This is a genomic window from Bacillus sp. AFS073361 (assembly GCF_002567005.1).
Taxonomy (GTDB): domain Bacteria; phylum Bacillota; class Bacilli; order Bacillales; family Cytobacillaceae; genus Neobacillus.
In genome coordinates this window covers 81,132-95,888 of the sequence record NZ_NUZU01000005.1, presented here as the reverse complement: position 1 = coordinate 95,888, position 14,757 = coordinate 81,132, and the positions used below count along the sequence as shown (strand labels likewise).

The 14,757-nt window shown below is 38.1% G+C and carries 15 protein-coding genes; 1 reads left to right on the top strand and 14 read right to left on the bottom strand.

Going from position 1 to position 14,757, the window contains the following annotated elements:
* Positions 1–35: 35 nt before the first annotated feature.
* The gene (locus tag COJ96_RS04160; protein ID WP_098571735.1) at positions 36–500 is read right to left on the bottom strand and encodes a flavin reductase family protein; all 465 of its coding nucleotides are present in this window, start codon (positions 498–500) and stop codon (positions 36–38) included.
* A 29-nt stretch (positions 501–529) separates the two neighbouring features.
* Positions 530–1,177, bottom strand: coding sequence for a protein kinase family protein (locus COJ96_RS04155; RefSeq protein WP_098571734.1), 648 nt, complete (start codon positions 1,175–1,177; stop codon positions 530–532).
* Positions 1,178–1,305: 128 nt separating this feature from the next.
* Here COJ96_RS04155 and COJ96_RS04150 point away from each other — a divergent pair, with 128 nt between their 5' ends.
* Entirely contained in the window at positions 1,306–1,857 is a 552-nt protein-coding gene (locus COJ96_RS04150) for a GNAT family N-acetyltransferase (RefSeq protein ID WP_098571733.1), read from the top strand.
* A 13-nt stretch (positions 1,858–1,870) separates the two neighbouring features.
* Here COJ96_RS04150 and COJ96_RS04145 read toward each other — a convergent pair whose 3' ends face one another.
* The 12 genes from COJ96_RS04145 to pgsA all read right to left on the bottom strand — a co-directional run bounded on the left by COJ96_RS04145 (position 1,871) and on the right by pgsA (position 14,706).
* Entirely contained in the window at positions 1,871–2,071 is a 201-nt protein-coding gene (locus COJ96_RS04145; protein ID WP_098571732.1) for a hypothetical protein, read from the bottom strand.
* Positions 2,072–2,165: 94 nt separating this feature from the next.
* A complete protein-coding gene (locus COJ96_RS04140) occupies positions 2,166–2,711 on the bottom strand; it encodes an outer spore coat protein CotE (protein WP_026566510.1) in 546 nt (181 codons plus the stop codon).
* 241 nt (positions 2,712–2,952) lie between these two features.
* Positions 2,953–3,408: a YlbF/YmcA family competence regulator gene (locus COJ96_RS04135; protein WP_098571731.1), complete on the bottom strand. Its 456-nt coding sequence runs from the start codon at positions 3,406–3,408 to the stop codon at positions 2,953–2,955.
* A 1-nt stretch (position 3,409) separates the two neighbouring features.
* Positions 3,410–4,954, bottom strand: a complete 1,545-nt coding sequence (gene miaB / locus COJ96_RS04130; protein ID WP_098571730.1) for a tRNA (N6-isopentenyl adenosine(37)-C2)-methylthiotransferase MiaB — start codon at positions 4,952–4,954, stop codon at positions 3,410–3,412.
* Positions 4,955–5,069: 115 nt separating this feature from the next.
* Entirely contained in the window at positions 5,070–5,936 is an 867-nt protein-coding gene (locus COJ96_RS04125; protein WP_098571729.1) for a 2-oxoacid:ferredoxin oxidoreductase subunit beta, read from the bottom strand.
* Positions 5,937–7,673 (bottom strand): 2-oxoacid:acceptor oxidoreductase subunit alpha, encoded by a 1,737-nt coding sequence (locus COJ96_RS04120; RefSeq protein ID WP_142332956.1) that lies wholly within the window; start codon positions 7,671–7,673, stop codon positions 5,937–5,939.
* 478 nt (positions 7,674–8,151) lie between these two features.
* Positions 8,152–8,412, bottom strand: a complete 261-nt coding sequence (gene spoVS, locus COJ96_RS04115; protein WP_026566505.1) for a stage V sporulation protein SpoVS — start codon at positions 8,410–8,412, stop codon at positions 8,152–8,154.
* 189 nt (positions 8,413–8,601) lie between these two features.
* Positions 8,602–9,399 (bottom strand): TIGR00282 family metallophosphoesterase, encoded by a 798-nt coding sequence (locus COJ96_RS04110; protein ID WP_098571728.1) that lies wholly within the window; start codon positions 9,397–9,399, stop codon positions 8,602–8,604.
* A gap of 110 nt (positions 9,400–9,509) precedes the next feature.
* Positions 9,510–11,069: a ribonuclease Y gene (rny, locus tag COJ96_RS04105; RefSeq protein WP_098571727.1), complete on the bottom strand. Its 1,560-nt coding sequence runs from the start codon at positions 11,067–11,069 to the stop codon at positions 9,510–9,512.
* 450 nt (positions 11,070–11,519) lie between these two features.
* Positions 11,520–12,563, bottom strand: a complete 1,044-nt coding sequence (recA, locus tag COJ96_RS04100) for a recombinase RecA (RefSeq protein ID WP_098571726.1) — start codon at positions 12,561–12,563, stop codon at positions 11,520–11,522.
* A gap of 271 nt (positions 12,564–12,834) precedes the next feature.
* Positions 12,835–14,085 (bottom strand): competence/damage-inducible protein A, encoded by a 1,251-nt coding sequence (locus COJ96_RS04095; RefSeq protein ID WP_098571751.1) that lies wholly within the window; start codon positions 14,083–14,085, stop codon positions 12,835–12,837.
* Between the two features lie 36 nt (positions 14,086–14,121).
* A complete protein-coding gene (pgsA, locus tag COJ96_RS04090; protein ID WP_098571725.1) occupies positions 14,122–14,706 on the bottom strand; it encodes a CDP-diacylglycerol--glycerol-3-phosphate 3-phosphatidyltransferase in 585 nt (194 codons plus the stop codon).
* Between the last annotated feature and the right edge of the window lie 51 nt (positions 14,707–14,757).

Here is a 14,757-nt window from a genome sequence, read left to right as displayed (position 1 = left end):
ATAAGCCCTACCAAATAGGACTTATTGAATCTTTTTTACTCGTCTCGAAGCGATCGATATCTTCCACTAAAATAAATTAACGGATCCGAATCTTCCAGGTTAATGCTAGTTACCCGGCCAATAAAAAGGGTATGATCTCCTTCAACATGCTCCGCCGATACTTCACATGTAATTTGTGCCACTGCGCCAGGTAAAACCGGGATTCCTTCAAGACGGTCAAACACTACATTTTGTTGATTTTTTAACTGTCCTGCAAATATCATTGATAATTCTTGTTGTCCCGCAGCAAGTATATTGACCGAGAACTTTTTGCTTTGTTTTATCTTTTCAAGCATTTGTGCTTTTTCAGCAATCGAAATGACAACAAGTTTTGGATTAAGCGAAACAGACATAAAGGCATTTGCAGTCATTCCATGTACATTTCCCGCAACTTCTGTTGCCACTACTGTTACTCCAGTTGCAAATTTCCCCATTGCGTTTCGAAACTGACGGTCATCCATAATAACACCTCGCTACATATTATTATTTTCTAGCCTTTCTTTTTCAAACGACGATACATCCGATATCCTTTCCGCATTGCATCAACCATTAAAAAAGGGATTGGTGGATGATATTTATATATATATGGTAAATAAATCTTATAATAAGCTTTTTTTAAATCTTTCCATTTCCTACAAAATCCTTTTTTATAAAAATCAGATATATCCACTATATAACCCCTACCCTCAAACATGACGACATTTTTCCCATGGACATCGTAGGGATTTAATCCAACTGACCTTGCATAATCCAAACCGGAATCAATATCATTTATAACTGATTCGGGAATTGGAACCCCCTTTACCAGGGCATCAAACAAAGTGATACCTTCTAGCTTTTTTAAGATTAAATAATTTTCCCCATAATCATACAGAGTAGAATAACTTTTATGATTTCCTAATCTTTTATATACTTCAATTTCCTTCTTAAGTTCCTCAGGATTTCGACCATATACTTTTACAACCCATTCTGGCTTTGCATCAAGCGAAAATACCCCAGCATAATTACCACTTCCGATGGTTTTCCAGATCTGTGATTGATTTTCTACTATAATTGGGTCAAACGGACTTGTTGTCGTTAATTGTATTTTCGGGAATAGCTCTGTTTCTATTAAATTTATATACTCCGCTTTTTGCAAAATGTACACCTTCTAAACCAAAATATAATGGAAATTTCTTTTATGCCATTATACACTAATAATTAGTATTAAGATTTAGAATTCATATGGAAATTCGAAGCACTAAGGGCTAATAGAAAGGATTTGCTATGACTTTTCCCATTTTAGAAACCAAAAGACTTAAATTAATTGAAATAACCCATCAGCATGTGGACTACATATACGAAATTTTATCCTTAGAAGAAGTGACGAGGTTTTATGGGACTAATCGTTTTACTTTACCTGTTGAAGCTTCAAGATTAATTGACATGTTTTATAAGAATTTTGTTGAAAAACGCGGGATCCGTTGGGGTATAAAATTAAAAGAAAATCAGCGCTTCATCGGTACGGTGGGGCTTAACGGTTTACATTTAAAAAATAGGCGTGCTGAGATTGGCTATGAACTCCATCCAGATTATTGGAGAAGGGGACTAAGTTCCGAAGCGATAAATGAAGTAATCCGCTTTAGCTTTCACCACTTAGATTTAAATCGTCTTGGTGCCGTTGTCTTTCCGGAAAATGTAGCATCAATCAATTTACTACTGAAGATTGGTTTCACAAAGGAAGGAATTCTTCGCGGCTATATTAATCAAAATGAACAATTTTATAATACGTACGTTTTGTCGTTATTAAAAGCAGAATGGACAGAAAGCCAGGGGTAATCTCCTGGCTTTCTTATTCCTCAAAGTAATCCTTTACTTTTTTAGGGTTTTTCCCTACGGTATCATTATAGTACGGATTACATTCAGTAGCATCTTGTGGATCGAGATTGGTTTTGATCACTAACATTGGTGAGGGTGAACTCTCTGCAATGATTCGGTCATTTAATTTGTCAAAATCGGGTATATTTTTATTTCCAGGCTGTCTAGGTTCCATTTTCTAACACCTCCTTATCATAGCATGCTAATTTTCCATTTAATAATTCCCATGAAAAAGAAAAAAACTAGGAAGTAAAACCTCCTAGTTACTTTTATTCTTCTTCTGAGCCGACTAAGAAATCTGGATTTAACTCTTCGAATTCTTCATCGTCTACATCCATACCCCAATCATCATCGCAGTCCTTGCATCCATCAGAGCTGACAAGAACACAAACCTTTGTTTCGCCAATCACCTCTACGAGGAATTCTCTTTCAACATGGACGATGATACGATTGCCATTCGGAGAAATGACTGCTTCAACACAATTTGGCTGCTGCAGCACTCGAGCACTAATTTCATTGTCATCGAGGCAATCATGGTCACGATACTTTAACTTAATGACGTCTGTATATTGGACACGTTCTGTGACAACTTCTGTTTTGGTATTATCATTAAATGAGTACCAAACATTGATGTCATAAGAGCCATGTATCTCTACAGTCTTGCCAACCTTTTTCGCATTATATTTATGGTTGATGATCCAACAGCCAAGTATACTTGTTGGACTATGCGCCGGGCTAATCGTATGATTGGACTGTGTAAATTTACGTCCTTTCGCTACTACGGCCTTGGTAATTATCTCTCTATATTCTCCCATTTCGCGCGAACCCTCCTCATTCATTTTCATTTCATCGTATGCAAGATATAAGACTAGTGTGAAATTTATTTTGTTGAGTACTGGATAAAAGTTTAGTCATAGTTCATTTTATGCGGGAGTTATAGGTGTGTGCCTTGTATGCATGTACTTTAAAAATGAAGAGTAATAAGATTCAGATTGGAGGGGAAAATAAATAGGAGGAAAAAAATAAAGCCAGGCTCTAGTAAGCCTGGCTGGAATCTTAATGTTCGTGATCGCAATCGTCGTGACCTTCACAAGAACCGCCGCCATTTTGCATGCTTGAACCAGTTTCTCCTAATAATACATCGCCGCCCGTTGAAATGATGATTTCATCGGTGACTGTATTTGAAATGGTTGAAGCAATAATTTGAAGCAATTCGTTTACATCTAATTGTGATTGTTTGAACTCCTGTACAACAGGAATTTCATCTAATTCTTGCTCAATCGAAGCAATCTTATCTTCAACCTTTTTCAAGGCCTCAGGTTTTCCATAATGCTGAAGATTTACAGCTTGCTTTTGTAATCCTTTTATATCTGAAATTAAAGTGTGAACTTTCGTGTTTTCATTTAATTGTGCTTCTGCACGTTTAAAGAAGTCAACCTCTTCTGTTTCTGCAATCATTCGAGCTAAGTCTGTTGCACGTGCAACGATATCATCTTTTGTATATTTCGCCACTTTACTTCACCTCTGCTGGATCTAGTTCTTTCACGATTTCTCCGTTCAATGACCATGTTCTTGCTTCTGTTATTTTGACTTTTACAATTTTTCCAATTGCAGATTTTGGTGCAACAAAGTTTACAAGCTTATTCCTAGATGTGTAACCTGCAAGGACATCAGGATTGTTCTTACTCTCCCCTTCAACCAAGACATCAACGATTTGCCCTTCATGCTTTTTCATCGCTTCTAAGGAAAGTTCATTCACAAGTGCATTTAAGCGTTGTAACCGTGCTTTCTTAACTTCCATTGGAACATTATCTTCCATTTTTGCAGCTGGAGTGCCTTCACGTGGAGAATAAATAAAGGTATATGCTAATTCATAACCGACTTCACGATAGAGAGACATTGTTTCTTCAAACTGCTCATCCGTTTCATTCGGGTAACCCACTATAATATCTGTGGTTAGAGCTACATTAGGAATTGCCGCTTTAATTTTTCTTACTAATTCTAAATATTGTTCTCTAGTATACTTACGTGCCATAATTTTTAATACATCAGTAGAACCTGATTGAACCGGTAAATGAATATGGTCCATTAAGTTTCCACCTTTGGCCAGCACATTAATTAAACGATCATCAAAGTCACGCGGATGGCTTGTGGTGAAGCGGATTCTTGGAATATCAATTTTTCGTAATTCATCCATCAATTCACCCAGACCATACGAACCTTCTTCTAAATCTTTTCCATAAGCATTTACATTTTGACCAAGCAAGGTAACTTCTTGGTAACCCTGTGCGGCAAGATGACGTACTTCTTGAATGATTTCTTCCGGCCTGCGGCTTCTTTCTTTCCCACGAGTGAATGGTACGATACAATACGTACAGAATTTATCACAACCATACATGATGTTAACCCAAGCTTTAATATTCCCACGACGGACTTTTGGAAGGTTTTCAATGACATCTCCTTCTTTAGACCATACCTCAACAACCATCTCTTTTGACATGTATGCCTCATTCAAGATATGTGGTAAACGGTGAATATTATGGGTACCAAAAATCATATCAACCTGATGGTAGGTTTTTAGAATTTTGTTAACAACAGATTCTTCTTGTGACATACATCCACAAACACCTAAAAGTAAGTCAGGCTTTTCCAATTTTAATGACTTTAAATGACCTAGTTCACCAAACACTTTATTTTCAGCATTTTCCCTAATTGCACATGTATTTAATAAAATGACATTTGCATCTTCAGTGCTGTCAGTGGGTTCATAACCTAAAGCTAAAAATATCCCTGCCATAACTTCCGTATCATGCTCATTCATCTGACACCCATAGGTACGGATATAAAACTTTCGACCCTCGCCCATTCCACGGAACTCCTCTGGAATCGCAAAGTCATTATGGTACTTTACTTCTTCTTTTCCACGCTTTTTAGCATCCTTCAAGGATGGTGCAGTAATTACTTGTTCAAAGTACTTGCTGTAATCCTTGGCGGATTTTTTGTCCGAAGAATTAACAGACTCGACTTGCGTACCTTCTAAACGTTGTTTTTCATTCATTTGTTCAAATGCCCCTTTCAGACATAGTCCACACATTATTATAGTATAAAGGTTAACGGACTTGAAAACAATAGAAAATCCCGTGGGCTATAGCCCCGGGATTTTCTATTTGCCATTAAATAAATTCAGAAACTAATTTATCAAAATAATTTTGATCCAAATTAAGGTCTGCTTTAGATAATGGTGTTTCAGAGAAGCCAGTTATTAATTCTTGATATGACTTACGTTCAGTATTTTGATAAATTAGCCCTGTAACAAGACCATTATGCTTCATTAATGTCTGCATTGCTTCTTCGCGATTTGAAGGATCATAACCTTCGATATCACTAAGTTTAGTAAGATTTTCTTTAAACCAATCGTATGTGTTTACCTTATTATAAGTAACACATGGACTGAACACATTGATTAATGAAAATCCTTTGTGATTAATACCTGCTTCAATTAAAGCAGTTAAATCTTTTAAGTCTGTAGAGAAACTTTGTGCTACAAATGTTGCTCCTACAGTTAACGCCATTTCCATTGGAGAAATTGATTGCTCAATCGATCCAAGCGGAGATGACTTTGTTTTAAAGCCTGCTGCTGAACGTGGTGATGTTTGACCCTTTGTTAAACCATAAATTTGGTTATCCATTACGATATAAGTAATGTCGAGATTACGACGAATAGCATGAATCGTATGCCCCATTCCAATTGCATATCCATCTCCGTCTCCGCCAGAAGCGATAACAGTTAGGTCACGATTTGCCATTTTCACACCTTGTGCAATTGGAAGTGAACGGCCATGAATTCCATGGAAACCATAGGAATTAATATAACCTGAAATCCGGCCAGAACAGCCGATTCCAGAAATTACAGCAAGATTTTCGGGTTCTAAACCAACATTCGCTGCCGCACGTTGCATTGCCGCTTGTACAGAGAAGTCGCCACAGCCAGGGCACCAGTTCGGTTTTACATTGTTACGAAAGTCTTTAAAAGTGGCCATTTAGAACAACTCCTTACATTTTGTATAAACTTCGTGTGGTAAGAATGGATTTCCATCATATTTAAGATGCTTAGTAATCTTTTCAGCATGTCCAACATTCATTTTCATAATATTTGCTAATTGCCCGGTTGCATTGTTTTCTAAAACAATCACTTTCTTAGCAGCACGAACTAACGGAAGAACTTCGTCTGTTGGGAATGGGTGAATTAAGCGAATCTGAGCATGATTTACTTTTAAGCCATCATTCTCTAAACGTGTCATCGCTTCTTCAATAACACCGCGTGTTGAATTAAAACCGACAAATAATACATCTGGATCTTCGTGCTTAGTATTTTTATATACAGGTGTATTAAAGCGAATATTTTCGATTTTACGGAAACGCTTATCCATTTGTGCAATTCGATTTGCAGCAGATTCAGATGGTTTACCTGTTTCATCATGCTCAACACCTGTTACATGGTGGATACCATTTTTCATACCAGGAATTACACGTGGTGAAACACCATCTTCTGTAACTTCATACCGTTTAAAATATGCATTATTTTCGTTAGCTGGGATTTCATCAGCAACCAATTTTCCACGTCTGATTTCAACTTTGTCATAATTTAATGGTTCAACGGTCTGTTTTCCTAAAGATAATTGAAGATCAGATAAAATAATGACAGGGCATTGATATTCTTCTGCTAAATTGAATGCTTCCGCTGTATCATAAAAAGCTTCCTCAACCGTACTTGGAGCCATAACAATTTTTGGGATTTCACCATGTGTACCATAAATCATTGCCATAAGATCCGATTGTTCTTGCTTTGTTGGTAATCCTGTTGAAGGACCTCCACGTTGCGTATCCACAATTACCAGCGGTGTTTCAGTGATACCAGAAAGTCCAATTGCTTCCATTTTTAATGATAACCCAGGTCCAGCTGAAGCAGTAATTGCACGTACACCGCCGTAGTTAGCTCCAATGGCCATCGTACAAGCAGCAATTTCATCTTCTGTTTGAATAACTGTTCCACCTAAAGCAGGTAATTTTTTAATCAAATACTCCATTATTTCAGATGCTGGTGTAATAGGATAAGCTGCCATAAATCGGCATCCGCCTGCAATAGCACCAAGTGCGATCGCATCGTTACCAATCATAAACATCCTTTTTTGGCCGTCAGCCTTTTCAAGTTCCATTGTTGGGACACCTGAAGCTAGATTTTCTTTCACTTTTTCAAAGCCGGCTTTGATTGCATCCATATTCTTCGCAACAACTTGGTCGCCTTTTTTGCCAAAAATCTCACGAACTACTACTTCAAATACATTAATATCTAAGTCTAAAATAGCAGATGTTGCACCGATTGCTACCATGTTCTTCATTAAAGAAGTTCCAAGTTCAGTGGCAATTTCAGTAAATGGTACCGCATACAATGATGCTTGTGTATCATCAGGCTTCTTTGGTGAAAATTTTGCATCAGCAAGGATTACACCATTACTGTGTAGTTCTTTGTAATTTAAATCAATCGTTTCTTGGTCAAATGCTACTAGGATATCTAGGTCATCAGAAATTGAACGCACTTCTGTCGTACTTACTCTGATTTTATTGTTGGTATGACCACCCTTAATCCGTGAAGAAAAGTGACGATAACCATACAAGTAATAGCCCAGGCGATTCAGTGCAATTGCAAAGATTTCCCCAGTACTTTCAATACCTTCCCCTTGTTGTCCTCCAACTTTCCATGAAAGTTGATTGATCATGACTTACACCCCTTTGGATATGTAAAAATTAATTAGAATAAATTGATTCATTTATTAGTTTAGCACTATTCCGAGTATTTCACTAGAATTTAGCCTATAATAGCAAGACTAAAAAATGTAACTTAAGATATGTACTAAACGCTTACAATTCTAGACCTATGCACTAAAAATTGCAACCCTTTAAAGCGAAATATTGTCTAAAATATGAATATTTTTTTATTATTTGAAATATACTCGGATTCGATTATGTCGACTGCTGTAAAAACAAAATCCACCTCATTATATGGCAGTTTTTCTAACATTTATTCTTCAAACAAATATCTATTATTTATATTCTAGAAATAATCATAGTCTATCTTAGAATAATGTTTTATCGATATTTTTGATTTTTGACCTAAAACTAAAAAATACCTGCTTGATTATACAAGCAGGTAGTATCAATCATTATTTGTTTTTACTTGTCAAAAGTCTATCTCTTTCAACGCGGTTCTACAATTAGTTTGATAGCTGTGCGTTCTTCCCCGTCAATTAAAATATCGGTAAACGCAGGGATACAAATTAAATCAACTCCGCTAGGTGCTACAAATCCTCGAGCAATCGCTACTGCCTTAACGGCTTGATTCAATGCACCCGCCCCAATTGCCTGTATTTCCGCTGCACCTCTTTCACGCAGAACCCCGGCAAGCGCACCAGCTACAGAATTAGGATTAGATTTTGCTGAAACTTTTAATATATCCATTTCTAGCTCCTCCTTAGAAAATCCCGATCCCGCATGAGCAGTTTCATGAACAAATCAGGTTATAACATTCCACTGCTACTATATTCAGTTGTCAAAAAACATATTCCGGCTTGGACAAAAAAAATGCGCCAGTCTCTAGGCTCTGGAGCTTTTGGAGCTATAAAAAAAAGAGCAAAACCAATTTGCTCTTTAAGTATAAAACGGATGATCATCATTTATTAAGATAGGTTGAATTTTTTTTGTAAAGCCGGATTTCCGATCCAATTCAATATAGACGGCACTAAGCTGATTTCTTCCGCCTGTCGCCACCTCAAACCGGACAGGAAGGCTCGTCAGAAACCTTTTAAGAACAGCATCTCTCTCCACCCCTAAAATACCGTCATACGGACCCGTCATGCCCACATCGGATAAATACCCTGTGCCATTAGGCAGAATGCGGCTATCAGCCGTCTGAACATGTGTATGTGTCCCTACAACCGCAGATACTCTCCCATCCAGGTACCAACCCATTGCCTGCTTCTCACTGGTTACTTCGGCATGAAAATCCACAAAAATATATGGAGTTCTTTCTCTGGCAATTTCAATTAATTCGTCTGCCTTTTTAAATGGACAATCCAACGGTGCCATGAAAGTTCTCCCTTGCAGATTAATGACGGCAACTTCTAAATCATTTACTTTAAAAAATGCCATCCCTTTACCTGGTGTTCCTTCAGGAAAATTCGCTGGTCTAACCATATTTTTGGCTGAACCGATAAACTCAAAGATCTCACGGTTGTCCCATGAGTGATTACCAAGGGTTACAGCTTGTGCGCCATAACCTAAAAATTCACGATATATCTTTTCTGTAATTCCTTTACCGCCTGCAGCATTTTCCCCATTAATAATGGTAAAATGTGGACGATATTTTTCTTTTAATTTTGGCAAATATTCCTTTACCATGTCTCGGCCTGGTGACCCGACAACATCACCTATAAAAAGTAGATTCATTTTTAATCCTCTCATCAAGAAAAATTGTTAATGTTTCAATTGTATCACATTCAGACTTCATTTAATCGGATAAGCACTTTCATAAAAAAAAGCGGTGCATGTGCACCGCTTTATTTCGCATATTCAACAGCCCGTGTTTCTCGGATAACTGTCACTTTAATGTGTCCAGGATAATCAAGTTCTTCTTCAATGCGCTTACGAATATCACGAGCTAATCGATGCGCAGCAAGATCATCAACCGAATCAGGTCTTACAATAATACGAACTTCACGTCCAGCTTGAATAGCAAAAGATTTCTCTACACCTTCATAAGACTCAGAGATTTCCTCTAACTTTTCAAGACGTCGGATATAGTTTTCAAGAGTCTCACTACGGGCACCAGGTCTTGCAGCTGATAATGCATCCGCAGCGGCAACTAAAACAGCAATGATAGACGTTGGCTCTGTATCCCCATGATGTGATGCTATACTATTAATTACTACAGGGTGTTCCTTGTATTTAGTTGCAAGTTCAACACCAATTTCTACGTGACTGCCTTCTACTTCATGGTCAATTGCCTTTCCAATATCATGAAGCAAGCCCGCACGACGTGCTAAGGTTTCATCTTGACCCAATTCAGCAGCAAGTAATCCAGAAAGCTGTGCTACTTCCATTGAATGTTTTAAGACGTTTTGACCATAGCTTGTACGGAATTTCAAGCGGCCAAGAATTTTGATAAGATCTGGATGAAGTCCATGAACCCCCACTTCAAAGGTGGTTTGCTCACCAACCTCGCGGATATATTCATCCACTTCACGACGAGACTTTTCAACCATTTCCTCAATTCGTGCTGGATGGATACGCCCATCTTGAACTAATTTCTCCAATGCCAGGCGAGCCGTTTCGCGACGAATAGGATCAAAACCTGATAGAATTACAGCTTCAGGAGTATCATCAATAATTAAATCAATTCCTGTTAATGTTTCTAGCGTACGAATATTTCTTCCTTCACGGCCAATAATACGGCCCTTCATTTCGTCATTTGGCAGGTTGACGACAGAGACAGTCGTTTCCGCAACATGGTCAGCAGCGCAACGCTGGATTGCTAGCGAAAGAATTTCCTTCGCTTTCTTGTCTGCTTCCTCTTTCGCACGATTCTCACTTTCCTTAATCATTATGGCAGTGTCATGGGTTAATTCCTGCTCCATTCTGTCGATAATGATAGCTTTTGCTTCCTCGCGCGTTAAGCTTGAAATTCGTTCGAGTTCAGTTTGTTGTTTTCGTACCAACTCGTCCACTTTGCTTTCCATCTCTTCAATATGCTGTTGTCTTTGGTTTAGAGAATCATCCTTCTTTTCTAAAAGATTTTCACGCTTGTTTAACGTTTCCTCTTTTCGATCTAAATTCTCTTCTCTTTGCAGTAAACGGTTTTCTTGTTTTTGCATTTCATTTCTTCGTTCACGAACCTCACGTTCTGCTTCTGTACGCAGCTTGTGAATTTCATCCTTTGCTTCTAGCAAAGCTTCTTTTTTCAGTGAATCAGCATCACGTTTCGCATCTTCAAGAATCTGCTCTGCAGCATTCTTTGCACCTGCTACTTTTGCTTCAGCAATGGACTTATGAACAAAATAGCCAACAACGGCACCGACGATAAGGCCAAGCAAAATGGAGATGATAGTAATTAAATCCAATCGTTACACCTCCTCTTGCTATGAACTTTTGTTACATTTTTTAAGTGTCGGCATGTACATTGTTTAGACTCAACATACAGCAAGCACCAAGGCTTTTTTCGGATTGTAATAATACCAAAAATGTAAAATATACATGTTAATTGTAAAGGTGGGAATATTCATTGTCAAGGCTTAGTCCTATTGGCTTTTTGAAATATTTAGAATAGGACATCATTTTATGACCGATAGGCTAAAATCTTTATCAACTTATGACTATATTATTGTAATTAAAATATATTTTGTGAAGCTCTGTTATACTTGGCTGTTGATTTCCGCTCCAGGCACTTTGCTTTCCGCGGGAGTCTTCGTGCCTTCCGCTCCAATCAACTTGCTATTAAATCAAAAGTGCCCTTTTAACACAGCCTTTGTAAAAAAAGAGCAAAACCATATAAATAGCTTTGCTCTTTTACATTAATCAATTAGTTCAAATTGTTCATCATCATCTGTTTCAGTTACAAACTTCTCACCGTCTAAGCCATAATGTTCACGTATTTGCGTTTGAATCTGGAGACGAATATCAGGGTTTTCCTTTAAATACAGTTTTGCATTTTCACGGCCTTGACCAATTCTAATGTCGTTATAGGAATACCATGAACCGCTTTTTTGGACGATATCTAATTCAGAACCTAAATCAACAATCTCGCCTTCCTTAGATATCCCTTCGCCATACATAATATCTACTTCTGCTGTACGGAAAGGCGGAGCAACCTTATTCTTAACGATTTTTATTTTGGTTTTATTCCCGACAATGTCAGTCCCTTGCTTCAACGCTTCCGCACGGCGCACTTCAAGACGGACTGTTGAATAAAACTTTAACGCACGACCACCAGGTGTGGTTTCAGGATTCCCGAACATAACGCCAATTTTTTCACGGATTTGGTTAATAAAGATTGCGATCGTCTTAGATTTGTTAATGGCTCCAGATAGTTTACGAAGTGCCTGTGACATTAGACGTGCTTGTAAACCAACGTGAGAATCTCCCATTTCCCCTTCAATTTCCGCTTTTGGAACCAATGCGGCTACAGAGTCAACGATAAGAATATCAATGGCACCGCTTCGTACTAATGCTTCCGCGATTTCAAGCGCTTGTTCACCCGTATCAGGTTGTGATAATAATAACTCATCAATGTTAACACCTAATTTTTGGGCATACGTTGGGTCAAGCGCATGTTCAGCATCGATAAATGCAGCTTGTCCACCGTTTGCTTGAACTTCAGCAATTGCATGTAATGCAACCGTTGTTTTACCAGAGCTCTCAGGGCCATATACTTCAATAATACGTCCTCTAGGATATCCACCTACCCCAAGTGCTGCATCAAGTGCTAATGAGCCACTTGGACTCGTTAAAATCTTTGTATCCGTTTTTTCTCCCATCTTCATGACGGAACCTTTACCAAATTGCTTTTCTATTTGCTTTAACGCCATTTCTAAGGCCGCTTTACGATCATTACTCACGAATCATTTCCTCCCTTATATATAAACACATGCTAATTGCTATAATCTATTAAATTAATTCCTATTAATAATATAACTTCTTTTCGAATATTTGTCGAGCAAAAAAACGAACATTCATTCGTTTATTTTCAAAGCAACTTTGATGTAATTTTAGGTAATTCTCTATGCTTTTTGTATTTTTTTGCAACTTTAGCAGGCAGATAAAGTTAGTTTCATCCATTTTCTGATTTTTCCGCTAACTAATCTATTCAAAAAAAATCACAGAATACTATTAAGCATTCTGTGACTCTTTTAACAATTGAAGGAGAAAATGACACCCATATTTTACGGCACGCCCTCGATTGGCTTCTCTTGTACCGCCAAGGATAAGTTTTTCAACAACGGTTGGCTTTCCCTTTATTGAAATCCCAATAAATACAGTACCAACCGGCTTGCCTTCAAGCTCTTCAGGACCTGCTACACCAGTAAAACTAATTCCAATATCCGTTTTAAATAATTGGGCAGCATTTTCAGCCAGTTCCCTAGCACATTGTTCACTAACTGCACCTTCTGTTTCTAGTGTTTCTTGCCGCACTTTTAAAATCTGCTGTTTTACTTGATTTGAATAGCAGACAACTCCACCAGTAAACACCGAACTTGCACCCGAAATGGCGGTCAGCCCATGTTGGAACAGTCCACCGGTTAAACTCTCAGCCGCAGTAATTGTAAGTTTTCGTGTCTGTAAGGTCTTTCTTACTTCTTCCATTAGTGACGTATGGTCATATCCATAAAAAAACTCACCTACACGCTGGTTAATGGTATTTTCTAGATTATCGAGAAGTGACTGAGCTAGTTTTCCGTCTACATGTTTGGCAGTCAGCCTCAATGTAACCTCCCCATCCCCAGCAAGCGGGGCGATCGTTGGGTTGCTCTGTGCGTCAATTAAATCCATAATCTCGGTTTCCAAGGCAGCTTCACCAATTCCAAAAAACCTTAACACCCTTGAAACAATTACCTCTTTGGACAGGTTTTCTTTAGAGAGTGCCTGACACCCATATTGACTAAACATCGGCTCAAGTTCCTTAGGTGGGCCAGGGAGCAGCATATAGGTGTGATCGTTAGATTTAACAACCATTCCTGGAGCCATTCCATGATCATTTGGAAGAATATGTGCACCACTTAATACAAGTGCCTGTTTTCGGTTATTTTCGGTCATTGGGCGATGGGTCCGTTTAAAGTATAATTCTATCGAAGTTAATGCATCCTCATCGGTCACAAGTTCTTTTCCAAGGTGGCGTGCAATTGTTTCCTTCGTTAAATCATCCTTTGTTGGTCCAAGGCCACCCGTAAAGATAATAAGTTCTGCACGCTTCTCAGCTATTTCAATTGCCGATTCTAATCTATCAGGATTATCACCAACTACCGTATGATAAAAGACATTAATCCCTAGGTCCGCCAATTGCTGGGACAAAAAACGTGCATTCGTATTCACAATTTGACCGAGCAATAACTCCGAACCAACTGCAATAATCTCAGCATTCATCATAATCAACATCCTTTACTCCTAAGTTGGTAAAACTTACTTTGAATTTTTAAGGACATGACTATTTTTTGCAAAATAATCCCATCCAGACCAAATCGTAAAAATTAATGCAACCCACAATGCCACGATATCAAAACGAAATGGAATCATTGCAAAAATAATATTATGTAATAAAAGTGCTGAAATAGCGACAATTTGCGCCCAGGTTTTAATTTTCCCAAGCATGTTAGCCGCAACCACTTCTCCTTCTCCTGCAAGTAAGAGACGTAATCCTGTTACCGCAAACTCCCTGCTAATAATAACAATCACAATCCATGAAGGTGCATAAACATCATTCAATTCAACGAGAACAATCAATGCAGCCGAGACCAATAATTTGTCAGCAAGCGGGTCGAGAAATTTCCCCATATTAGTCACCAGGTTATACTTTCGGGCATAATGCCCATCAACCCAGTCAGTGGATGAGGCTAAAATAAAAATCAATGCACCGACAAAATGGGTCACGGGAAGGTCTGTCCCCAGCAGATGCATATCGCCCCATTCAAAAGGAGCAAGCATAATAATCAAGAATATTGGAATTAATAATATTCTTGATACAGTGATTCTATTCGGAATATTCATAGTTTTCCTCCGTTTTAATATTAAAAGCGAAAAATAGTCATCAACAGATGA